The sequence below is a fragment of the Bradyrhizobium sp. BR2003 genome (assembly GCF_009720285.1).
Lineage (GTDB): Bacteria > Pseudomonadota > Alphaproteobacteria > Rhizobiales > Xanthobacteraceae > Bradyrhizobium > Bradyrhizobium elkanii.
Genome location: NZ_SMYJ01000007.1, coordinates 117,916 through 140,919, shown reverse-complemented (window position 1 = coordinate 140,919; position 23,004 = coordinate 117,916). Strand labels below are relative to the sequence as shown.

Annotated in this window: 21 protein-coding genes; 9 read left to right on the top strand and 12 right to left on the bottom strand. The window is 65.2% G+C overall.

The window, feature by feature from the left end; translation table 11 throughout:
- The coding region (locus E2I15_RS02385) for a cytochrome c oxidase subunit I (protein ID WP_196238880.1) at positions 1-841 on the bottom strand (841 nt) is incomplete at its 3' end.
- Positions 842-912: 71 nt separating this feature from the next.
- Complete coding sequence (gene coxB / locus E2I15_RS02380) at positions 913-1,746, bottom strand: cytochrome c oxidase subunit II (protein WP_137479916.1); 834 nt, start codon at positions 1,744-1,746, stop codon at positions 913-915.
- 543 nt (positions 1,747-2,289) lie between these two features.
- On the opposite strand from coxB, the gene E2I15_RS02375 reads away from it, so the two are divergent.
- Positions 2,290-3,186 carry a DUF2189 domain-containing protein gene (locus tag E2I15_RS02375; RefSeq protein ID WP_069275742.1) on the top strand — a complete coding sequence of 299 codons (897 nt, stop codon included), beginning with the start codon at positions 2,290-2,292 and terminating at the stop codon, positions 3,184-3,186.
- Positions 3,187-3,363: 177 nt separating this feature from the next.
- Here E2I15_RS02375 and E2I15_RS02370 read toward each other — a convergent pair whose 3' ends face one another.
- Positions 3,364-4,965: a S10 family peptidase gene (locus E2I15_RS02370; protein WP_137479917.1), complete on the bottom strand. Its 1,602-nt coding sequence runs from the start codon at positions 4,963-4,965 to the stop codon at positions 3,364-3,366.
- A gap of 162 nt (positions 4,966-5,127) precedes the next feature.
- Between E2I15_RS02370 and E2I15_RS02365 the strand changes: the two genes are divergently transcribed.
- From E2I15_RS02365 to E2I15_RS02355, 3 genes are all read left to right on the top strand, one after another.
- Positions 5,128-5,907, top strand: a complete 780-nt coding sequence (locus tag E2I15_RS02365; protein WP_016843906.1) for an NAD kinase — start codon at positions 5,128-5,130, stop codon at positions 5,905-5,907.
- Positions 5,908-6,021: 114 nt separating this feature from the next.
- Complete coding sequence (locus E2I15_RS02360) at positions 6,022-6,567, top strand: response regulator (RefSeq protein WP_028336173.1); 546 nt, start codon at positions 6,022-6,024, stop codon at positions 6,565-6,567.
- A gap of 9 nt (positions 6,568-6,576) precedes the next feature.
- A complete protein-coding gene (locus E2I15_RS02355) occupies positions 6,577-7,155 on the top strand; it encodes an Hpt domain-containing protein (protein WP_137479918.1) in 579 nt (192 codons plus the stop codon).
- A 68-nt stretch (positions 7,156-7,223) separates the two neighbouring features.
- On the opposite strand, the gene E2I15_RS02350 is transcribed toward E2I15_RS02355, so the two are convergent.
- The 4 genes from E2I15_RS02350 to folE form a co-directional block, all read right to left on the bottom strand.
- Positions 7,224-8,405 (bottom strand): DUF2336 domain-containing protein, encoded by a 1,182-nt coding sequence (locus E2I15_RS02350; RefSeq protein ID WP_137479919.1) that lies wholly within the window; start codon positions 8,403-8,405, stop codon positions 7,224-7,226.
- A 161-nt stretch (positions 8,406-8,566) separates the two neighbouring features.
- Positions 8,567-9,571: a lytic transglycosylase domain-containing protein gene (locus E2I15_RS02345; RefSeq protein WP_137479920.1), complete on the bottom strand. Its 1,005-nt coding sequence runs from the start codon at positions 9,569-9,571 to the stop codon at positions 8,567-8,569.
- A 164-nt stretch (positions 9,572-9,735) separates the two neighbouring features.
- On the bottom strand, positions 9,736-10,164 hold the full coding sequence (gene hisI, locus E2I15_RS02340) for a phosphoribosyl-AMP cyclohydrolase (protein ID WP_137479921.1): 429 nt from the start codon (positions 10,162-10,164) through the stop codon (positions 9,736-9,738).
- A 27-nt stretch (positions 10,165-10,191) separates the two neighbouring features.
- Positions 10,192-10,872 (bottom strand): GTP cyclohydrolase I FolE, encoded by a 681-nt coding sequence (gene folE, locus E2I15_RS02335; RefSeq protein WP_137479922.1) that lies wholly within the window; start codon positions 10,870-10,872, stop codon positions 10,192-10,194.
- A gap of 241 nt (positions 10,873-11,113) precedes the next feature.
- On the opposite strand from folE, the gene E2I15_RS02330 reads away from it, so the two are divergent.
- Positions 11,114-11,560 (top strand): iron-sulfur cluster assembly scaffold protein, encoded by a 447-nt coding sequence (locus tag E2I15_RS02330; RefSeq protein WP_028342685.1) that lies wholly within the window; start codon positions 11,114-11,116, stop codon positions 11,558-11,560.
- 104 nt (positions 11,561-11,664) lie between these two features.
- Here the strand turns inward: E2I15_RS02330 and E2I15_RS02325 are convergent, their stop codons facing one another.
- On the bottom strand, positions 11,665-12,510 hold the full coding sequence (locus E2I15_RS02325) for a COG3904 family protein (RefSeq protein ID WP_137479923.1): 846 nt from the start codon (positions 12,508-12,510) through the stop codon (positions 11,665-11,667).
- Positions 12,511-12,879: 369 nt separating this feature from the next.
- Between E2I15_RS02325 and yidD the strand changes: the two genes are divergently transcribed.
- Together yidD and E2I15_RS38600 are read left to right on the top strand one after the other, a co-directional pair.
- On the top strand, positions 12,880-13,191 hold the full coding sequence (yidD, locus tag E2I15_RS02320; protein ID WP_137479924.1) for a membrane protein insertion efficiency factor YidD: 312 nt from the start codon (positions 12,880-12,882) through the stop codon (positions 13,189-13,191).
- A 145-nt stretch (positions 13,192-13,336) separates the two neighbouring features.
- A complete protein-coding gene (locus E2I15_RS38600) occupies positions 13,337-13,504 on the top strand; it encodes a hypothetical protein (protein WP_016843922.1) in 168 nt (55 codons plus the stop codon).
- An 85-nt stretch (positions 13,505-13,589) separates the two neighbouring features.
- Here E2I15_RS38600 and E2I15_RS02315 read toward each other — a convergent pair whose 3' ends face one another.
- Positions 13,590-14,726, bottom strand: coding sequence for an MFS transporter (locus E2I15_RS02315; protein WP_137480012.1), 1,137 nt, complete (start codon positions 14,724-14,726; stop codon positions 13,590-13,592).
- Between the two features lie 105 nt (positions 14,727-14,831).
- Positions 14,832-16,118 (bottom strand): COG3904 family protein, encoded by a 1,287-nt coding sequence (locus E2I15_RS02310; protein ID WP_137479925.1) that lies wholly within the window; start codon positions 16,116-16,118, stop codon positions 14,832-14,834.
- Positions 16,119-16,338: 220 nt separating this feature from the next.
- Between E2I15_RS02310 and thrS the strand changes: the two genes are divergently transcribed.
- Both thrS and E2I15_RS02300 read left to right on the top strand, forming a co-directional pair.
- The gene (gene thrS, locus E2I15_RS02305; protein ID WP_137479926.1) at positions 16,339-18,387 is read left to right on the top strand and encodes a threonine--tRNA ligase; all 2,049 of its coding nucleotides are present in this window, start codon (positions 16,339-16,341) and stop codon (positions 18,385-18,387) included.
- Between the two features lie 84 nt (positions 18,388-18,471).
- Positions 18,472-19,035 carry a nitroreductase family protein gene (locus E2I15_RS02300; protein ID WP_170991600.1) on the top strand — a complete coding sequence of 188 codons (564 nt, stop codon included), beginning with the start codon at positions 18,472-18,474 and terminating at the stop codon, positions 19,033-19,035.
- Positions 19,036-19,160: 125 nt separating this feature from the next.
- Here the strand turns inward: E2I15_RS02300 and E2I15_RS02295 are convergent, their stop codons facing one another.
- On the bottom strand, positions 19,161-21,644 hold the full coding sequence (locus E2I15_RS02295; RefSeq protein WP_137479928.1) for a putative bifunctional diguanylate cyclase/phosphodiesterase: 2,484 nt from the start codon (positions 21,642-21,644) through the stop codon (positions 19,161-19,163).
- Positions 21,645-21,821: 177 nt separating this feature from the next.
- On the bottom strand, positions 21,822-22,898 hold the full coding sequence (locus tag E2I15_RS02290) for an RgsD C-terminal domain-containing protein (protein ID WP_137479929.1): 1,077 nt from the start codon (positions 22,896-22,898) through the stop codon (positions 21,822-21,824).
- Positions 22,899-23,004: the final 106 nt, after the last annotated feature.

Here is a 23,004-nt window from a genome sequence, read left to right as displayed (position 1 = left end):
GGTGGCCGAAGAACCAGAACAAATGCTGGAACAGGATCGGACTGCCGCCGCCATACTTGGTCAGCTGGCCCATCTCGACCAGTGTCGGCATGAAGAAGCTGGTTCCAAGGAGGCGGTCCAGCAGCAGCATCACCGAGGCCACGAACAGCGCCGGGAACGCCAGCAGCGCCATGACAGTCGCGGTGAAGATGCCCCACACCGTCAGCGGCATGCGCATCAAGGTCATGCCGCGCGTCCGCGCCTGCAGCACCGTCACTACATAATTGAGCCCGCCCATCGTGAAGCCGATGATGAACAGGATAAGCGAGGCCAGCATGAGAACGATGCCCCAGTCCTGTCCGGGGGTACCGGACAGAATCGCCTGGGGTGGATAAAGCGTCCAGCCGGCGCCGGTCGGCCCGCCCGGCACGAAGAACGTCGCGGCCAGCACCAGCACGGCGAGCAGGTAGACCCAATAGCTCAGCATGTTCACGTAGGGGAAGACCATGTCCCGCGCGCCGACCATCAGCGGGATGAGGTAGTTGCCGAAGCCGCCGAGAAACAGCGCCGTGAGCAAATAGATCACCATGATCATGCCGTGCATGGTGATGAACTGAAGGTACTGATTGGCATCGATAAAGGAGAATGTGCCGGGAAATCCCAGTTGCAGCCGCATCATCCACGACAGCACCAGCGCAACCATTCCGATCGACATCGCCGTGATCGAGTACTGGACGGCGATCACCTTGGCGTCTTGCGAAAAGACGTACCTCGTCCACCAGCTGTGCGGATGATAGAGCTCGACCTCACCCACTTCGGCGGGCGGGATGCCTGCGACCTGATCAAACGGGATATCGACCATCGGAATACCCTCCCTGGTCTTCCGCTCAGCGACGAGTTCACGTCATATCCGGCCGATCCTCGTCGGCATGTTCATTCGCTGCCAGTCTTGTACGCCGCCTTCGCGACGTTGCGCTGGCCGGACAAGGCGGCGAACGTGTGCTGCTTGTCCAGCCACGCGTGATATTCCTTCTCTTCTTCGACGACGACCTTGCTGCGCATCTGTGCGTGCGCGGCACCGCACAGCTCCGCGCAGAGGACGTCGAAGGTTCCGGTCCGGGTCGGCGTGAGCCAGTAGTAGGTCACCGAGCCGGGGATCATATCCATCTTCGCCCGGAACTCGGGCACGTAGAAATCATGCAGGACGTCGATCGAGCGGAGCAGCACCTTCACCGGCTTCCCGACCGGCAGATGCAGATCCTCGTTTTGCACGACGATGTCGTCCTGCCCGTTCGGATCATTGGGATTCAACCCGAGTGGATTGTCGGAGCTGATCAGGCGTGCGTCTGACGTGCCGAGCCGGCCGTCCTTTCCCGGAAGCCGATAACTCCACATCCACTGTTGTCCAACGACCTCGACGTCGGTCGCGTCGTCGGGAACGGTGACGAACTGGTGCCAGACGACGAGGCCGGGCGCCAGCATGGCGACGACGCCGATCGCGGTGCCGATGCTGAGCCACCATTCGAGCTTCTTGTTCTCGGGATTGTAGTGGGCGCGCCGTCCCTCGGTGTGGTGAAAGCGCAGGACGCAATAGGCCATGAACGCGATCACCGCGCAGAACACCGCTCCGGTGATCCAGAATGTCAGGTTGATCGTGTGGTCGATATAGCTCCAGTTCGAGGCAATCGGGGTCCACCACCAGGGGCTGTAGAGGTGAAACAGCACCGAGGCGACGGCAACCAGGAGCAGTAAGATCGCTACAGCCATCCCTCCTCCTTGCCATCGAAGGCTGCGGAGACGAACGAAAGGGCGGAGCTCACGTCAGAGGGATGGTCTTGCGTTCACCATCACCGTGGCTTTTGCCTCGCCCCATTCTGCCGGTCGCGACGCTGGGACATGACAAAAACTCAACGTCACGGCCGCAACCTCATCGGAGCTGGGGGCGCCAATCATCAACATGGTACCCATCGAGCCGGACGTCAATAGAGGAGTAATGCCCGCCGCTGTCCGGCGCGTGTTGGCGGGAATGCATTGGAGGCCGCGAACACTGATCGGCCCTCCCCCATCGCATGGTGCATCGCAAGACATCGTTTGTGCAGCTGCACAATTCTCCCGACCGCATTCGCCACCTTGCTTCTGCCGCGCATCGGACTAGTTTTACCGGACCGGTTGCGACGGATGTCGTCCGGCAAGCTCCTTCTGGTTGAATCTGATTTGCCGGACTCAGTCGCGATTTTCGCGCATGAGGCGGATGTGCGTGTGTTGATGGCGCTCCGTTCCCCTGCGGCCACAAGCAAGGAGACCGGAACCATGACCACGGTGTTCGCACGACCCAAGCTGCAATTGTTTGGCGTCTCTACCGCCTTCGTCGTTCGCAAGATCAGCCTTTCCGACCTGGGCGACGCGCTGCGCCTCGGCTGGGAAGACTTCAAGGCCATCCCGACCCACGCAATCGTCCTGTGCGTGATGTATCCCGTGCTCGGACTTGTCCTGTTCAGACTTGTGCTTGGCTATTCGGTGCTGCCGCTGCTGTTTCCGCTCGCCGCCGGCTTCGCCCTGATCGGTCCTTTCGCCGGACTAGGACTCTACGAACTGAGCCGACGCCGCGAACGCGGAGAGGAGCCAGGAGCCTGGGATGCAATGCAGGTGCTGCGCGCGCCGTCGTTCGGCGCCATGTTCGAACTTGGCGTTCTCCTGTTCGTTCTGTTCGGGGTCTGGATCGCCACCGCGGACGCGATCTACATCATGACGTTCGGCTATGCGCCGGCTGCGAGCATCCCTGATTTCGCAAAGCGCGTGTTGACGACGCCCGAAGGCTGGTCGCTGATCATCGTCGGATGCGGCGTCGGCTTCCTTTTCGCCCTGGTTGCCCTGTGCGTCAGCGTCGTCTCATTTCCACTGATGCTCGACCGTCATGCGACAGCGATTGACGCGATCCGCACGTCGATACGGGCCGTGATGATGAATCCAATTGAGATGGCCGCGTGGGGATTGATCGTTGCGGTATTGCTGGCCGTGGGCTCACTGCCATTCTTCGTCGGCCTCTGCGTCGTTCTGCCGGTGCTTGGTCACGCGACCTGGCATCTTTACCGGAAGGTGGTCGAGCCTGATCGGAATCCTGTGCAAGAAGAGCCCCGCCCGCCGATCGGTCACCGCTACGCGGCCGATTTCCCGGCCTCCCTCTTCCCGTGGAGCCGTGAGCGCTAGTGTTAGCGCCGCGAACTTGACCGCTAGAGCTCGGACAAATCAGGTCGCGAGAATGCGGTCGTATGACTCACAGACCGTGCAAACACATTCGATCTCGTCCCCGCTTCGCATGCTTTCGCAGGGACGACGGCCATGGGCGGGCGCGGGTGACGTTGTCCGACCCGCTATGTCCCCCCCTCACCTCATCAGCGCCTCGACCTCCTTACGGAAGGCCTGGCGCGAGCCGTCGCGGGAGTAGAACATGTGGCCGCCGGGATAGACCGCGAGCCTGGTGCGGCCCGGACCCGCGAAGGCCGGCAACTGGTCGAGGATGATCTTCGAGGCGAAGTACGGGGTGGCGAGATCGAACAGGCCGTGGCCGATCAGGAGTTTCAGTTTGGGATCGAGCGCCAGCGCCTGGCGAAGCTGCGTCACCGATTCCGCGGGACTGATGCCGTGACCGAACTCCCAGGCCTTGTTCACGCTCTCGCTGAGCAGATGATAGGAGCCGTCCGGCCGCCAGTTCAGCTTGCGCGTGGTGAGGTCGACGGCGGCGCTGGTCAAGGGCGCCATCAGGGGATCGCCGGACGGATCGTTGAAGCGGAAGTAGCTGGAATCCGGATAGGGATCGAAACCCTCGATCGAGGCATCGTAGCGGCCGGTCACCTTGCCGTTCTTGCGATCGAACTCGCGGCGGAATTCGCCGATGTCGAAGCGGCCGGCGAGCCTGCGGCTCACCGCCTGATCGATCCCGGTCAGGCTTGCGACCTTGTCGGCGAGCCGCGCGGTGGCCTCCGTGTCGGCCTGCCCCTTGACGAGGTCGAGCAGGAAATCGCCGCGTGCGTAGCTCTCGACGTCGGCGAGATCCTCGCGCGTCACCGGGCCCTTCGCCTGTCGCGCGACCGCCGCCATGGTCGGCAGGCTTGCGACATATTGCATGAGGCTGGAGCCGGTATATTCGCGGAAATCGAGCACCGGCGAGATCAGCACCAGGCCACGGACGCCGACGCCCTGCTGCATCTGCAGATTGCGCACCACCTTGGGCCCGCGAATGCCGCCATAGCTTTCGCCGACGAGATATTTCGGCGAAGTCAGCCGGTCGTATTTCTCCAGCCAGCGACGGATCACCAGCGCGACCGAATTGGCGTCGCCGTCGACGGTGAAGAAGCGCTTGCGCGCATCCTCCGACGTCGTGACGAAACGGCTGTAGCCGGTGCCGACAGGATCGATGAAGACGAGATCGGTGAAATCGAGCCAGGTGTCGGCATTGGCCTGCAGCTCGGGCGCGGCCGAGGACACTGCGCCGTCGAACGGCAGCCGCCACGGCCCGACATTGCCGAATTGCAGCCAGGCCGACGCGGAGCCCGGACCGCCGTTGAACAGGAAGGTCACCGGCCGGTTCGCCTTTTCGGCACCGTCGAGCTGGTAGGACGTATAGGCGATGTCGGCGAGCGGCTCGCCCTTGTCGTCGAACACGCGGATCGACCCCGCGGTCGCGCTGAAGTCAAGTGTGCGGTTCGGCAGCGCGACCGATTGCCTGGTCGTGGAGTCCGGCGGCAGGCGGTGCTGCTCGGCGGTCGAGCCGCTGGCCGCAGCGTTGGCGCCGGAGCCGGCCTCGCCGCCGCGTCCTGCCCGCCCCTTCTGACCGCTCGGGTTCTGGCCAGCTGGGTTCTGGACGCTTGGGGCCTGCGCGCTCGGCGACGGCGATGGCTGCGGGGTCTCGTCGTCGGCCCGCGCCGCGGTCGCAAGGCAGGCCACCAGCAACGCCGCGGCGAGCCGTGTCGCAACACTGTTAGCCATACCATTCACTCCCTGCGCCCCGATTTACGCAATCCAGCGGCAAACTACGCTAGTTTGGCGGCGTCGGCGTGGCATGCGGTCCGTTCCCGGACCATCTCGACAAGGCCGCCCGGGATGTATAGACGAGCGCGGCGTGTTCCGTGCCAAACGAGTTCGTGAGCGATGGCCAGCTCCAAGCGGTATGACAAGATCGCCTTCGTCGCCAGCGCCAGCGCGGAAGCGCAGTCGGCGCTCGAGCAGCTGACGGAAATGTACGGCAATCATCCACCCGCCGATGCCGACGTCGTGGTCGCGCTCGGCGGCGACGGTTTGATGCTGCAGACGCTGCACGCCAACATGCGCAGCGGCAAGCCGATCTACGGCATGCATCGCGGCACTGTCGGCTTCCTGATGAACGAATATTCGACGCATGATCTGCGCACCCGGTTGGCCGCCGCGCGGGAGTCGCTGATCAATCCGCTGCTGATGCGCGCCACCGACATCCACGGCGCCGTGCATCTGCATCACGCCATCAACGAGGTCGCGCTGTTCCGGCAGACCTACCAGGTCGCCAAGCTGCGCATCCTGATCGACGAGCACGAGCGGATGCCCGAGCTGATGGCCGACGGCATCCTGGTGGCGACGCCGGCCGGATCGACCGCCTACAACCTCTCCGCCCAGGGGCCGATCCTGCCGATCAACGCGGCGCTGTTGGCGCTGACCCCGATCAGCGCGTTCCGGCCGCGGCGCTGGCGCGGCGCGCTGCTGCCGAATTCCGCCTTCGTGGTGATCGAGGTGATCGAGGGCGAGAAGCGCCCGGTCGCCGCGGTCGCCGACCATGACGAGGTCCGCGACGTCCGCCGGGTCGAGGTGCTGTCCGACAAGACGATCGCGATGCGGATGCTGTTCGACCCCGGCCACTCGCTGGAAGAACGCATCCTGCGCGAGCAGTTCGGCTACTGACGACGGCTCCCCTTGCTCCCCCCCGCCCGGCAACCAATCATTAACCCCGGGCGGGATATGGTTAACGTCGGGTAATACCGCATTGGCGAGGTAATGCCCTATCAGGGCCGGACCATGTATCGCATCGATTTCAACAAGCTGCGATTTTTGATTTGCGACGACAATCCGCACATGCGCCGCATCCTGCGGACGCTTTTGCATTCGTTCGGCGCGCGCGAGGTGTATGAGGCCGAGGACGGCGCCACCGCGCTCGAGATGTATACGCACTACGTGCCCGACATCGTCATCACCGACTGGTCGATGCCGATCTTCGACGGGCTCGAGCTTGCGCAGATGATCCGGCAGCCGGAATCCAAGGGCAACCCTTACGCGCCGATCATCATGCTGACCGGGCATTCCGAGAAGCGCCGCGTCACGGTGGCGCGCGATGCCGGCGTCACCGAATTTTTGGCCAAGCCGATCTCGGCCAAGGGCCTCTACCAGCGCATCATGAACGTGGTCGCCAATCCGCGCCCGTTCATCAAGACCAAGACTTATTTCGGCCCCGACCGCCGCCGCAACACCACCAACACCTATATCGGCCCCGAACGCCGCGGCAGCGGCGAGGTCGAGGTGCTGCAACAACCGTCGCTGCTCGAAAAGGCGCGCTCGGCCATCTAGGATATCGCTATGGCGAAAGACAAACCCGGGACGATCGAGGTCAAGAGCTTCGGTACGCACCACGTGATCACGCAGCCCAATCCGCTGCGCAAGATGCTGCTGCGTGTCCCCGAGAGCGATCTCGACGATCCGGTCGGCCGCGCCGAAAAGGCGCTCGCCGGGCTGTCGGGCGAGTTCAAGGAGTGGATGACGATCGAGGCCGACCGTCTCTCCGCCGCGCATGCCACCGTGCTGCGCGAGGGCTTCAGCGACAAGACGCGCGAGGAGCTGTTCCGCGCCGCGCATGACATCAAGGGCGACGCCGCGACATTCGGCTATCCGTCGGCGGCCGCAGCCGCGGAGAGCCTGTGCCGCATCATCGAGCACGCGCCGGATCTCGGCGCCGTGCCGCCGCAGCTGATCGCCCATCACATCAACGCCGTGCAGGCGATCGTGCGCAACCGCACCAGGCTCGACACCGCAGTCGTCGCCGGCGTGCTGAGCAAGCAGCTTCGCGGCATCGCCGATGAATTCCTGACCCACGCCAACCGCGACCGGCCCGAGCACCTCGAGGCGATCCTCGCGCCGAGCATCGTGCCCGGCGAATAGCCGCGCGGCCGGCTGCTCGCGTTGCGGCAGCCACTCAAGCATCCATCGATCGGAAAGAATCGCGGCGCTCAGGCCGCGATAAGATCGTCGTCGTAAGGCAGCACCGCGATCGCGTCTTCCGCGGCGAGCTCCTCGCAGAACATCCGTGCGTCCTCGCGGGCCGATTCGGTCGCGAAGCGGCGCAGCAGGATCAAGAGCGGCTCGGCCGCGGAATGATCGGTCTCGCAATGCGTCAGCACCCGCTCCACCATGCGGCGATGCAGCCGCGCCGCACCGTCGCCGCTGTCGACATAGCCGACCTCGTGGCTGGCCTCGAGCGCGACGCGGAACGCGGCGTAGGTGGATTCCGGCAAGCCGGCGCGGCGCAGCAGCGCCTGCAGGCCGTTGCCGCCGCGGTCGTTCAACAGCGCGGAGACGCGGCCATAGGGCAGTCCGGACAGTTCGGCGAGCGCCGCCCCAAACAAATCGAGATTGCCGGACAGCAGCGCGCGCAGGATCAGCCCGGCGGTCAATTGCCCGGTGGCGCGCAGATGCGTGATCAGGTTCTGCATGTCGTCGCCAAAGGCACGCGCGGCGATGTTCACGGTGGAGCGTTCCCTGGCCTCGCCGGCGACGCGGTCGGCCCGATCGCTGCCGAGCCAGTTTCGCGCGACGACGAACTGCGCCAGCGTGTCGGAGAGCTTTGCGACCAGCGCCAGCCGCGTCGCCGACGGCAGGTCTTCCAGCTGCAACATCGATTCCCTGATGGCGGCGAGATGGCCGTGGCGTTCGACGATGCGATCCCAGGAGAACGGCGCGAGGCCGGCGCAAGGATTTTCGATCAGCTCGAGCGCGGCCGCCGCCGAGCCGACCTCGGCAATCGCGGCGGCGACGGAGGCCGGCAGATTGATGCGTCGCGCGATCGCGCACTGCATCTCGTCGGAACCGGTGGCGACGATGTCGACGAGGTCGGCATCGATCAGAAGCGGTGAATGTTCCAGTACCGGGAGCGCGATCGCCGACTGGTCGGCCGACAGCGCCTGCACGATTGCGGCAGGCGCGTCCGCACTGCGCGCGAACACCTCGGCCATCGCCTGCCGTACCAGCGGCGACGGGTCGTCGAGCAGCATCAGCAGCGCGCCTTCGGCTGCGATGCGGTCGTCCTCGGTGAGATCCGAGATGAGCCAGGCGCGGGCCAACGCCCGTGTCGCCTCTGCTCGCTCACCTGCTGGAGCGGTCCTAATCCAACTAATAAACTGCCGAACGATCATGGTCCTGCCGGCTTACGCAACGAAACGGCATCGACATACGACGCCACTACAAGGAAAAATAGACCATGACGCTTAATAAAGGGTTCACCATAAATGTTTGGGATTATTGACGTTTCGTTAAGACGGCAACGGCGTGCGGCTTCGCGCGCGCGGCAGGGCGGCTAGCCGTTGCTGTAGGTGCCGCTCGGATCGCTGAACAGGTCAAGCCGTCCGGGCGCGCGGACCTTTGGCGTCGCCGACGTGGTCAGCGAGGAGGAATTGCCCCACAGCTCCTGCACCGCCGGCGAGATCGGCTCCGAGCGGTCGCCGGCCTGGTAGAGCGAGCGGAAGGTCGGCGCCGGCTGCGCCGATGCGACGGCCGAGGTCGCACCGACGGGCGTCGCCGACCGGGAGTCCGGGAAGGTCGAGAGATAGGACGCGGTGTCCATGGTCGGCGCTTGTGTGGGCGCGGCGCTTGCGATCGCGTAAGGCGACATGGTGTCGCCGCCCGCTGCGGCGAAGGCGGTGCGCGTATCCTTGGAATTCGCTGCCGCGGCGTAGCGCGTGGTCAACACCGAATAAACCTGGCTGACGCTGCGCGCGCTGCCCGACCTGTCGTAGAAGATCGACTGGTTGGCGGCCGCCGCCTTCGGAAACATCGCGGCCGCGTTGGCGCTCGGGCTGTCCTCGGCGCTCGAGATCAGCTTGCCGGCGCCGCCGACGCCCATGAAGTGGGCCATATAGAGTTCGGCATCGGTCGGACGGCGGCCGAGCTTGCCGGTCAGCTTGAAGCTGTTGGACTGCGTCAGCACCGCCGCCATCGAGGACGCCGCGTCCGGATCGTCGCGCAGCTTCATGACCGCGGCGCGCGCGGAGGGATCGCCGACCGAATAGCTGCCGTCGGAATTCCTGCTGATGGCGTCGGCATACTGGCCGTAGCCGAGCTGGCTTCCCGCCTCCTTGACGGTGCCGAGCCAGGTCTGGTCGATGAATTGATAAAGTCCATGCGCCGACGAGGTCGTGGCGCCGGCCCGCGGATCGAAATTGGATTCCATCTTCGCGGTGGTGAGCAGATATTCGAAGCTCGTGCCGGTGGTCGCGGCCGCCTGCTTGATCGAGCTCGCGACCTTCAGGCGCGAGGGATCGACACCTGCCGAAGCCGTCGCATTGAAGAGGTCGACCGCCATCTACCCGGGTGCCTTGCCGGGTGCCGGCAATCGGCACCCATGTCCCGTCAACCTGCCGTAATTATGGTTAATGGCGCGTTAATGGCTCAGGGCTGGGCGTCGGAGTAAGTGCGCGACATCGAAGATGCGGCTCGACGCGTCGCATTTGATTCAGATCAAACGCGCTATTTGCGATAGACCTGCGCCGGATCGAACAGCTGCTCGGCGTCGACAAAGGACAGGCTGACATTGCCCCCCTCGTCCTTCACCACGCGATAGAAGCAGGTGCGCCGTCCGGTGTGGCAGGCGGCGCCGATCTGCTCGACCTTGATCCACACCGCGTCCTGATCGCAATCCATCCGGATCTCGACCACGCGCTGGGTCTGGCCCGAGCTCTCGCCCTTGCGCCACAGCGCATTGCGCGAGCGGCTGAAGTACCAGCCTTCGCCGGTCGCGATCGTCTTGCGCAGGGCCTCATCGTTCATGTGCGCGACCATCAGCACATCGCCGGTCGCGGCATCGGTCGCGACGCAGGTCACAAGACCTGCTGCGTCGAATTTGGGCTGGAAAGCCAGCCCCTCCTCGCGGTCGTGATCGTGGGTCGCTGCGGACACGGAAAACCTCGCTCAGGAAATGCGAGGTTACCGGCTCGGTCCTCGCACGAGGGACAGGAAACGCTGCTGCTCCGCCGGATTGTCGCGGAACATGCCGGTGAAGCGACTGGTGAAGGTCGATGCACCATGCTTGGCGACGCCGCGCACCGACATGCAGGTATGCTCCGCCTCGATCAGCACTGCAACGCCGCGCGGCTTCAGCACCTCGTCGATCGCGGCCGCGACCTGCGCGGTGAGATGCTCCTGGGTCTGCAGACGTCGGGCAAAGATGTCGGTCAGGCGCGCCAACTTCGAGAGACCCACGACGCGCTCCACCGGCGTATAGGCGATATGGGCCTTGCCGTAGAACGGCATCATGTGATGCTCGCACTGCGAGGTGAACTCGATGTCGCGGACGAGGACGAAATCGTCGTAGCCGGCGGTCTCGCCGAAGGTGCGGTTCAGCACCTCGGCCGGGCACTGGTGGTAGCCCTGATAAAGTTCGTCATAGGCCTCGACGACGCGGCGCGGCGTATCGAGCAGGCCCTCGCGGCTGGTGTTCTCGCCGATATAGGCGAGCAGCGTCTTGACGGCGTCCTCCGCCTCCGCCCGCGACGGGCGCGGCTGGTCGGCACGAACGGCCGCCGTCATGAATTCCGAGGGGTCGAGCTCGCCGGGCTTGGCGTCGGCCGGCTTGCTGGGGCGAATCGATTTGATCAAGGCGTCCATGTCTTCTCCGTTCGACCGGCCCTCGGATTTGACCTTGGTCCGGATGTGTCACCGGGCAGACGGGGCGGATGGCTCGAACCGCCGGGCGCCTGAGTCCCATTATTGTAGCACCGCCGCGGCGGAGGTGGGCCGCGGTGGCTGCATGGCCGGGCTATGTTTCCGGCGTTGCCGCCCATATATAGGGCGGTGCAACCCAGCCGCCAAGAGCGCCCGGCACGGCCGGAACCAGGCATCTGTCCTCATGCTGAACGACATTTACAACAAGCGGATCATCGAGTTGGCCGGCAATATTCCGCGCCTCGGACGGCTGGCCGACCCGGACGCCAGCGCCACCGCCCACTCCAAATTGTGCGGTTCGACCGTCAAGGTCGACCTCAAGATGGATGGTCCCGTGGTGACGGACTTCGCCCATGACGTGAAGGCCTGTGCGCTCGGCCAGGCCTCCTCCTCGATCATGGCGAGCCAGGTGGTGGGCTCGACCGCGGACGAGCTGCGCGAATTGCGCGAGACGGTCCGCAAGATGCTGAAGGAAAACGGCCAGCCCCCGCAGGGCGGCAAATGGGCCGATATCGCGCTGCTCGAGCCGGTGCGCGATTACAAGGCCCGACATGCCTCGACCCTGCTGACCTTCGATGCCGTGGTCGATGCGATCGGCCAGATCGAGGCCAAGGCGAAGCAGCCGGCGTAAGATTGCATGTCAGCTCATTCCGGGGCGATGCGGAGCATCGAACCTGGAATCTCGAGGTTCCGGGTCCGCTCACGTGTCCCGGAACGACGCGACAATGTGCGTTCTTACTGCGCGGGCTGGACCGGCGCCGGCGCGGGCGCAGCGTTGCCGCCGGTCGGCACCACGGCCTCGGCGGTCTTGGTCGCCCTCGCCGCCTGTGGCGCCTCACCCTCCATCGTGCTGCTCACGAAGCGATCGTTGTTCTTCGGCTTCGCCTCGGCGACGGGAATTGCGTTGTCCTTGCTATTGTCCTGCCGCGGCAGCACGTCGGCAACCGCATCGGTGGTGATGAGGTTGGTCAGCCGCAATTCGGCAGCCGACAATTCGTGCAGGTCTTCCCACGGCGGCACGCTGAGCGAGAGCGCCAGCAGATCACCGGCGCCGCCCATATCGAAGGTGTACTTGGCAAGACGGCCGATATCGCGCTCGACGATCATCAGGTCCTGCGCGGTGTAGCTCGCGGCCTTGGCGTCGTCGGCACGATCGCCCATCCAGATCTGATGCACGCGGACATGGGCGGCCGGCGGAACATAGCGCGTCTTGCCCGACAGCAGAAGGAACACGCACATCGACTCGCAATAGGCATCCGGCAGAACGCTCGCGCGGCCGCCTTGCGCGGCCTGATTGGCAACGCTGGTGCCGACCGTGGTCAGCACGCCGAGACCGCGGAAGCGGCGGCCGAGCGCGATCGCGTCATTGACCGAGCCGCCGCTGGAGTCGAGCACGATGGTGGCGCCGTTGAGCTGGCGGCCGCGCGCGAACTCGTCGAATTCCCTCGGACTATCGGCCGTGATGATGCCGACCGCGGACACCCAGCCTCGGCAATTCGGCTGGCAGGCGATCCAGCTGAACTTCATCGGCAGCTTGCGCTCCTCGAGAGTCGAATTGGCCTGCGCGGAACCGCCCGCCATGGCGGCGGTGCCGGAAGCTGCGAAGCAAAGAGCAACAGCGCCGGTAAGCGCCCAACTGCGCAACGAGAGCGACTTGACGAGCCTCAATTTGGTTCCTTCCCCCAAGCCCTTGGTGATGCGAGCGGTGGCAATGGCCCCATGGCAATGCGCCACGACTCTGTCAGCGGCGCCATATGGGAACGGTAGCGTTGCTGACCCGGACCGTCCATAGAGCCCTTGCTGCAGCGCCATCGGTGCTGTGCAATAATAACGAACTGTGGCGTAAATATCTGCAACAAAACAGTTCCTCGGCTTGGAACCCCCGCAAGACTACGTACATACTTGCGTATGCCGCCGACAGACCATTCAACGACACACCATCCACGATGCATGGACTGTGCCAGCACCATGCGCCGCCTGCCACGCAACTTCGGCCGCGCCGTGATCTGGATCTACCGGCACACGCTGTCGCCGCTGGTCGGCTACAACTGCCGGCATTTGCCGACCTGCTCGGTCTATGGCGACGAGGCGATCGAACGCTTCGGCCTGTGGGGCGGCGGCTGGATGACGCTGGCGCGGCTGCTGCGCTGCCAGCCCTGGGGAACATCCGGGATCGATAATGTCCCGCTGACGAAGCCGCCCGGGGCACGCTGGTACTTGCCCTGGCGCTATGGCCGCTGGCGCGGCGTCAACGAAGGCTGACGCGGCGTCAACGAGGGTTGACGCGGCGTCAACGACAAATGATCGGTTGCTGCCGCACGTCCAAGCACGGCGCGCATTGCTGCCCAGCGGAACTGTGACGATTGTTGGCGCATTGTTTCGTTGCCCCTTTGGGGAGGAAACAACAATGCGCTGGAAAATCAGCCACAATGGTCATGATCCTCGGCAGATCGACTTGCTGGCCGTGCTTGCCTTGCTCGTCGTCATCGTCGCCGCCTACGGCTACTTCACCCACAATCCGAACAAGCCGAGCACGACGGCGTTCATCGTGCCCAGCCAGAGCGTGAGGTGGTGACGCGCAGCGCGTCGGAGAGTGGCGCCTCAGCCGAGGCCCGACCTCGGACGCGATTCACACGGAGAAGCGCGTCACGACGAGAAGCTCACTCGGCTGCGGCAGCCTGCGCAACCCGTCGCGGCCGCGTGACGACCACGACCGCGAGCGCCGCCGCGACGAAGGCCGTGGCCACGTAGCCTGCGCTGTGCAGCCATTCGCGGGCGAACAGCAAGCCACCGATCGCGGAGCCGATGGCCTGGCCGATATACAGCACCGAGGTATTGAGCGAGACCGACGCCGAAGCGAGCGCCGGCGCCGCGCCGACCAAGCGTACCTGCTGCATCGAATTGGTCGATGCAAAGCCGAGGCCCCACACCGCGACGGAGGCGGCCATCAGGGCGTAGGCGCCGGCGCTCAGCGCCCAGCCGGCTACGCCTGCGAGCAGCAGCACGGTGAACAGGACCGAGGTTTTCCAGGCGCCCCAGGAATCCACCACGCGCGTTGCAATCGCGATGCCGACGAACCCGAAGATGCCGTAGAGCGCGAACACGATCCCGACGGCGTCAGCATTGGCGCCGGTCAATTTGGACAGCAGCGGCCCCATGAAGGTGAACACCACGAACTGGCCGGACATCTGCAGCGTCGTGATCGACAGCAGCAGAATGACCATCGGATTACGGCCGAGATCGACCCAGGTTCTGAGGTCAACCGGCGCGCCGTGCAGTCCGCCTGGTAACCGCCACCACAGCAGCAGGGAGCTCACAAGCCCGGTCAGCGCGATCGCGCCATAGGTCACGCGAAAGCCGTAGCGGCTTGCGATGAAGGTGATCAGCGGCAGCCCGATCGCGGCGGCAAGCGACCAGCCGAGGAAGATGTAGGCAATCGTGCTGCCGCGCTTCTCCACCGGCACGATCAGTGCCGCGGTGCCCGCCGCCTGCGGCGTGTAGAGCACGCCGACCGCGAGCATCACCAGCCGAATGATCAGGAGGCTGTCGTAGTTCGGCGCGAAGGCGGAGGCCGCATTGGTTAGCGTCAGCACCAGCAGCGTCGCCGTCAGCAGCGCCCGCCGCTCGATCCGGCTGGTCAGCCACGCCGTCACCGGCGAGCCCACGCACAGCACGATCGCGCCGAAGGTGATCAGGAGACCCGCGGTATGGATCGTGACGCCGAGTCCATCGGACAATTCCGCCAGCATGCCGGCCGGCGCCAGCACCGAGCAGCCGGTGACGATGTTGCCGAGCATCAATGCGGTGGGAGCGAAGCGTTTCACGCCGCGTTGTTAGCAGACTCCAAGATCAATGCAACTGCATCTAAATGCATGACACCTGATCGAACGCGCGCCTTGCGCTCATGGCGACGGCGACGCCGCCGGCACGGCGCTGACACTCGGCGACACGGCAGCCGGCAACGGGCTCGCAGGCTTCGGGCCGGCGGTCGCCGCCGGGCACGATGCCAAAAGCTGCGTCCACCCCTGCTCCAGCCCGGTGGTGTCGATATCGAATGTCGCAGGGCCGGACTTGGTGTCAGACTTGACGTCAGACTTGCCGTCGGTTGCCGGCGCGCCTTCGCCGATCTGCAGATGCGGGGCCGCGAGCATCGCCTTGACGGTGTCCGAGGTCACCGCCTCGCTCCAGACCTCGTATTTGCCGAACCGCGCCGACCGGCCGAATGCGACGGTCCTGGTCGCGCCGGCCATCATCGCCACCGTGCTCTTGCCGGCTGCCCCCTCCTCGAACTCGCGCACGAACATCAGCCGCCCGCGATCCTTGCTCTCGCAGAACAGCCGCCACTCCATCATGCGGAACGAGCTGCCGTCGGCTCTTTTCTGCTGCACGATCTTGCGAACATAGGGCCGTGTCTCCTTCTCCACCGCCCACAGGGTTTCCGGCAGCGGCCGCGTATCGATGCCGAATCGATAGAGCTCCGGCCGCGTCAGCACGTGCAGGTCCTCGAACTTCACGGACTTGATGAGGTCGCTGAGCTCATGGCTGATGCCCATCGCCGCGAGGAAGACATTGCGGTCGCGGTCGGCGCTCACCATCTCGCGCCGCCTGAAGTCGGCGACGACCTGCGCCGGCGGATGCCCGTGGATTACGAACATCAGCTTGGAGTTATGCACCGCGAGCACCGAGTCGGGCGCCACTTCGCGGCTGGTCGCGCCCAGGAACAGATAGGCGCAAGCCGACACGCACATCGCGTTGCGCGTGGTGAGCTCGGCCTCGACCTCGCCTTTGGCAGCCTTGATCTTCAGGCAGGCGGCGTCGACCTGCGTGCCTGTGGAACAGGCCGGCACGATGGTACGGCCGACCCGGGCAATGGCCTTGTGCGCGCGCAGGAACCGCGCGATCCCATAGGACTGCTCGACGTTTCCGCCCGGCGAATGAAGGTAGATCGGAAGCTGCCGGTCCTTGATCGGAAAGAGGAAGGTGCGAATCCGCTGCGCGGCTTCCCGATCGATCTCGCCCTCGATCGCGATCCAGCGATCGCAACCAGCGCCGCAGGCATTCGCCGGTCCCTTGGCGAGATAGATGGTCAGCTTTTTCGCAAATCCGGCCTTCTGGACCGGTGTTTCTTCCGCCCGCAACACGCCCGGGATCAGAAGCAACGCCACGAAAAACAGGAGTCGGGAAAACATGAACCTTGCGGATCGCGCGATGGCGGGAAAATGGACGCCGGACGTTAGACGATGATCGGCAGCGTCGCAACGCGCCAGCTGCAGGCAAGCGTCCCTCGATTCGGTGCGGCCGGAGGCCCATTTTCTTGATATTGCCGGATTGCAGGCGTCAAATCCCCTGCTATACCGCTGCTTTCCGCTTACCTGCGCTCGTTCGCAGGAGTGAGCTACAGGAGACACCATGGCCGATACGCCACCCAAATCCGAATCCGGATTCCAGTACAGCCTCTCTAACCTCAAACCCGCAGAACCCGTGAACAAGATCGCCCTCACCTTCCCTGACGGAGCGAGGCGCGACTTCCCGAAAGGGACCACCGGTCTCGACATCGCCAAAGGCATTTCGCCCTCACTCGCCAAGCGCACCGTCGCGATGGCGCTCGACGGCACGCTTGCCGACCTCAACGATCCAATCGAGGCCGACGCCAAAATCGAGCTGATCGGCCGCGAAGACCCGCGCGCGCTGGAACTGATCCGGCACGATGCCGCGCATGTGCTGGCGGAAGCCGTGCAGTCGCTGTGGCCGGGCACCCAGGTCACGATCGGCCCGGTGATCGAGAACGGCTTCTACTACGATTTCTTCCGCAACGAGCCGTTCACTCCGGAAGATTTTGCCGCGATCGAGAAGCGGATGCGCGAGATCGTCGCGCGCGACAAGCCGTTCACCAAGGAAGTCTGGGATCGCGAGAAGACCAAGCAGGTGTTCCGCGACAAGGGCGAGGCCTTCAAGGTCGAGCTGGTCGACGCCATTCCCGGCAACGAGCCGATCAAGATCTACTTCCAGGGCGACTGGTTCGACCTGTGCCGCGGCCCGCACATGACCTCGACCGGCAAGATCGGCAACGCCTTCAAGCTGATGAAGGTGGCGGGCGCGTATTGGCGCGGCGACTCCAACAATCCGATGCTGACCCGCATCTACGGCACGGCATTCGCCAAGCAGGAAGACCTCGACGCCTATCTCAAGCAGATCGAGGAAGCCGAGAAGCGCGACCACCGCAAGCTCGGCCGCGAGCTTGACCTGTTCCACTTCCAGGAGGAAGGCCCGGGCGTGGTGTTCTGGCACCCCAAGGGCTGGACCATCTTCCAGCAGCTGATCGCCTATATGCGGCGCCGGCTGCTTGGCGACTACAACGAGGTCAACGCCCCGCAGATCCTCGACAAGGCGCTGTGGGAGACCTCGGGCCATTGGGACTGGTATCGCGAGAACATGTTCGCGGCGCAGTCCGCCGGCGACGAGGCCGAGGACAAGCGCTGGTTCGCGCTGAAGCCGATGAACTGCCCGGGCCATGTGCAGATCTTCAAGCACGGGCTGAAGAGCTACCGCGACCTGCCGTTGCGGCTCGCCGAGTTCGGCGTCGTGCATCGCTACGAGCCGTCGGGCGCGATGCACGGCCTGATGCGGGTGCGCGGCTTCACCCAGGACGACGCCCATGTGTTCTGCACCGAGCAGCAGCTCGCCGACGAGTGCCTCAAGATCAACGACCTGATCCTGTCGACCTATGCCGATTTCGGCTTCGACGGCGAGCTCACGGTCAAGCTCTCGACGCGGCCGGAGAAGCGGGTCGGCACCGACGAGATGTGGGATCACGCCGAGCGCGTGATGGCGACGGTGCTGTCGGAGATCAAGGCCAAGGGCAGCAACCGCATCCGGACCGAGATCAATCCGGGCGAAGGCGCGTTCTACGGACCGAAGTTCGAATATGTGCTGCGCGACGCCATCGGCCGCGACTGGCAGTGCGGCACGACCCAGGTCGACTTCAACCTGCCGGAGCGGTTCGGCGCGTTCTACATCGATCACGACGGCTCGAAGAAGGCACCCGTCATGGTGCACCGCGCAATCTGCGGTTCGATGGAGCGCTTCATCGGCATCCTGATCGAGCACTATGCCGGCAACTTCCCGCTCTGGCTGGCGCCGACCCAGCTCGTGGTCACGACCATCACCTCCGAAGGCGACGAGTACGCCAAGGTGGTGGCGGCCGCGGCGCGCCGCGCCGGGCTGCGGGTCGAGATCGACCTGCGCAACGAAAAGATCAACTACAAGGTCCGCGAGCACTCGCTGGCCAAGATCCCGGCCCTGCTCGTCGTCGGCAAGAAGGAAGCCGAGACCCACTCGGTCTCGGTCCGCCGCCTCGGCAGCGAGCGGCAGACCGTGATGCCGACCGATGAGGCGATCGCCGCGCTGGTGGATGAGGCGACGCCGCCCGACGTGAAGCGGGCGCGATCCGTCGCCTGATCCTCACAATCGGTCTAAACTGGCTTTCATTGGCCTGGTCGTGCCCCCATCTTGGGGGCACGACTCCCCTTGAAGGACTTTTCCGTGCCCGATGCCATTGAACTCCTGAAGACGCGCCGCTCGATGAAACCGCGCGAGATGATCGGCCCGGGCCCGTCCGCGGCCGAGCTCGAGACCATTTTGACGATCGGCGCACGCGTGCCAGACCACGGCAAGCTCGCGCCCTGGCGCTTCATCGTGTTCGAGGGCGATGCCCGCGCGCGGGCCGGCGACGTGATCGCAAAGGTTTTCGCCCGGAAGAATCCCGGGGCGCCGGCCTCCGACATCGAGATCGAGAAGAAGCGCCTGACCGACGCGCCGCTGGTGATCGGCGTGGTCTCGTTCACCAAGCCGCACCCGAAGGTGCCGCCGTGGGAGCAGGAATTGTCGGCGGGCGCCAGCGCGATGAACATCGTCACCGCGGCGACCGCGCTCGGCTACGGCGCCTGCTGGCTGACCGGCTGGTTCGCCTTCGACCGCGACGTGCTCGACGGCCTCGGCCTCAAGCCGGACGAGAAGCTCGCCGGGCTCATTCACATCGGCACCCCGACCAAGCCGAGCGAGGACCGCCCGCGCCCGGCCTTGTCGGATCTCGTGACGCGGTTTTAGACGGGGGGCGCCCCTGTAGCCCGCATGAGCGCAGCGACATGCGGGGCTTCGGCCCCGGGTATCGCTTCGCTCACCCGGGCTACGAAGGCCATCCTTATTGCCAGATTTGACGATCGCGGAAACGATTAAGCCGCCTTCGACGCCCGTTCCGCAAAACCGCTCAGCAGCTCCGCGATCTCGCCTGCCGGCCTCGCCGCGCTGAACAGAAATCCCTGTACCTCGTTGCAGCCTTCAGCGCGCAGCCAGTCGAGCTGGTCTGTGGTCTCGACCCCTTCCGCGGTCGTGGTGATCTTGAGGCTGCGGCCGAGCCCCGAGATCGCGCGCACGATCGCGAGGCAATCGGAGCGCCGCGCCAGATCCTTGACGAAGGAGCGGTCGATCTTGATCTTGTCGAACGGGAAGCTGCGCAGATAGCTCAGCGAGGAATAGCCGGTGCCGAAATCGTCCATCGAGATGCTGACGCCGAGCTCGCGCAGTTGATGCAGGATCGCGAGGTTGGCCTCGGTCTCCGCCAGGAACACCGACTCGGTGATCTCGAGCTCGAGCCGCCGCGCCGGCAGGCCGGAATGCGCCAGCGCCGAGATCACGGCCTGGACCAGATTGCGGCTGCGGAACTGTACCGGCGACAGATTGACGGCCACCTTGACGTCGGCGGGCCACTTGATCGCCTCGGAGCAGGCTTCGCGCAACACCCATTCGCCGAGCGCGACGATCAAGCCGATGTCTTCGGCAACCGGGATGAACTCCGCAGGCGAGACCATGCCTTTTTGCGGGTGCCGCCAACGCAGCAGCGACTCGAAACCAGAGATGCGGTCGGCCGCGATATCGACCAGCGGCTGGTAGTACAGCTCGAACTCGCCATTGCTGAAGGCCGCGCGCAGATCGCGCTCCATGTCGCGGCGCTTCTGCGCCTGCTGATCCATCTCCGGTTCGAAGAAGTGATGCACGCCGCCGCCCTCCGACTTGGCGCGGTACAGCGCCATGTCGGCATTGCGCATCAGCTCTTCCGACGTCGTGCCGTCTCCCGGTGACAGCGCGATGCCGACGCTGGCGCCGACCACGACCTCGAGCCCGTCGATGTTGTAGGGCGCGCTCAGCGCATCGATCAGCCGTTCGGCGAAAGCGCTCGCCTCGTTCGGCGAAACGTCGGCCGCAAGCACGATCGCGAACTCGTCGCCACCGAGGCGGGCCGCCACATTGTCGTCGCGGACCACCTCCCGCAGCCGCTCCGCCACCAGCTTGAGCAGCCGGTCGCCCATCGGATGCCCGAAGGAGTCGTTGACGTTCTTGAACAGGTCGAGGTCGATGCACATCACCGCGACACGCTTGTTGCCGCTCCGGCCGCGCTCCAGTGCCTCACGCAGGCGCTCCTGGTAGAAATCGCGGTTCGGCAAATTGGTGAGCCCGTCATGGTGCGCCATATGCGCGATCCGCGCTTCGGCGGCACGGCGCTCCGTGATGTCGACCACCGCGACCAGATAGCCGTCGCGGCCCTCGAACGCCACCTTGCGTCCGAAGGTCAGCACATGGATCTCGCTGCCGTCGGCCCTGATGTGCCGCCAGTCGCGGCTCGATTGATAGACGTCGCCGATCTCGCGCAACGCGGCGCTGTGCACGCTCCACTCGTCCACCGGCCAGATCTGGCGCAGCGTCATGCCGAGAAACTTCTCGCGGCTGTATCCATAATGCTGAACGGCGGCGTCGTTGACGCTGAGGAATTCCATCGTGCCGGCGTCGAACACCCACATCGGCATCGGATTGTTCTCGAACAGCAGGCGGAACGACAGCTCGCGCTGCTTCAGCGCGGTGACGTCGGAGACGGTCAGCGACAGCATGTCGCCGAACGCCGTGACGCCAAGCCTGAGGCAGCGATCGCCGCTGTCGATCTCGAACTGCCCGCCCGGGCCGCCGCCGACAAATCCACGCAGACGGCTCATCACCGCCGGCGCCGCAAGCGGATTGCCGCCGGCGCTGAGCCGGCGCCACAGCAAGTCGGTCGCAGGCTGCATCAGCAGCCTTGCGGCGCCCTGGTTGAGATGCACGATCTGGAAGTCGGCCGGCTCGCCGCGCGCATCGCGGATCGCTGCGAGCGACAGCACGCCCTCGTCGGCGGCCGAGAAAATCGTATCGAGCAGATTGTACTGCGCATTGCGCTCGTTGACGTAAACGCCGACCAGGATACCGCCCCAGCGCGACCGCGTCGGCAGCGCCAGCACATCGAAGGTCCGCACCAACCCGTCGCGGACGCAATGCGCTGACGCCAGATAGGGCCGGCAGTTCTCGCGCGCGTTTGCGGCAGCCTCGGTCAACGCGGTGGCGCAATCCGGCGGCAGCGCGCTGAGCGGAATGTCCCAGCGCTCGTCGTTCAGCCATGTCTGGACATAGCGGCCGGCGTGCGAGACGCCGAGCATGCCATCGACGCTCCGCAGCAGCACGATATGATCCGCGAGCCGGCCGAGACTGCCGAGCATCACGTCTTCATAGTGCGGCAGCCTTTCGCCGGGACGGACCGCGGCCTGCCACTTGCGTTGCAGAACCGGTACGTCGGCGAACATCTCGGAATTGAATTTGGCCGATGCCCTTGCTGATTTCTTGTTGGCCATGACCATGGCGCGCCCCACGCAAACACTAGTCCCCACGGCATCCAAGTCATGCCGCGGCTTAACGTCGTGTAAAAATAGGCAGGCTTGGCATCGCCGCGAGCGATTATGACGGCTCAAATTCGCGCGATGGTTAGTTCACATTAGAAACTATGACAGCTGCATGAAATGCAGGCCGGTCGGACGTCAGCGCGCCACGACCTCGACTTCGCCATCGACGCCATTGACGACGTTGAAGGGACGCTCGAACACCTTGCCTTCGTTCTTGGCGATCGCGCGATACTCTCCTTCGGAGAGCACGACGCGCGGGAACGCGCCGATCGATTCCTTGATCACGTCGCCGCCCGGCGTGATCACCGACCAGGCGGTGTTGGCCAGCGCCTCGCCGCCCCGCTCGCTGACCAGCTTGAGGGTGATGACGGCGGCGCGATGGGTGACGGTGACGTCGGTCAGCTTGCCCGCCGCGACGCGAATGTCGGAGCGCACCACCGAGTTGGCGTCGCCATAGTTGGAGACGATGTAGTAAGTGCCCTCGGGCAGCAGCGCGACGTCGCCGGCGGCAACGTTCGGCACCATTGGTCCACGGTCCGAACCGTCGAACTGGCTGCCCTTGTAGATCGCAAACGAGATCTGGTTGGCGGGGATCTTGCTGCTGCCGACCCGGCCCTCGATCCGCAGGCCCCCGGCCGGCAGCACGAAGGACTCGCGGTCGGTCTCCGACTTCAGGCTGACGGCGCGCACCGCGCTGACGAGGCCGAGCGCGACATGGACGACATAGTTGCCGGGCGGCAGCACCACGTTGGGCGTCGCCCCGCGCTCTTCGCGGATCAGCTTGTAGGTACCGTTGTCGTCAGGCTTGTCGGCGAACACCCGCCACACTAGCCCGGCATTGATGACCGGCAGGTCCTTGCCGTACCGCGCCGTCAGCGACAGCACCGCCTGCCCGGCGGCCGGCGAACCGGCCGGCGGCGCTGCTACGACCGGCGGCACGGTCGCAATCGAGGGCTGGACGATGGTCGGCTGGTTCAGCGGGCCGGGCAGAACGGGCCCTGAACCGCCGCCCGATGGCGGCGCCAGGTTGAGCGCCGGACCGGACGGCACCTCCGGGACCGAGGCGGGCGGAATCGGCGGCGGCCGGTCGCTGAAGAACTGCGCAGATACGGAATCGGGGATCAGGGCCAGCAAAAATGCCGCAAGCGTCAACAGCGGAAGGAGCCGCACGCCCCGCCCGCATCCGCCGATGCCGTTGCCCCTCGAAGTCATCACCATGCTTTTCAACGAAAACGCGGCAAATTCAAGCCTTCGTCCAAGGGGATCCAGGCGGCGTCCAAGGCTTTGTCACAGTCCGGGCGGGCGGGCGTCCGCCTTT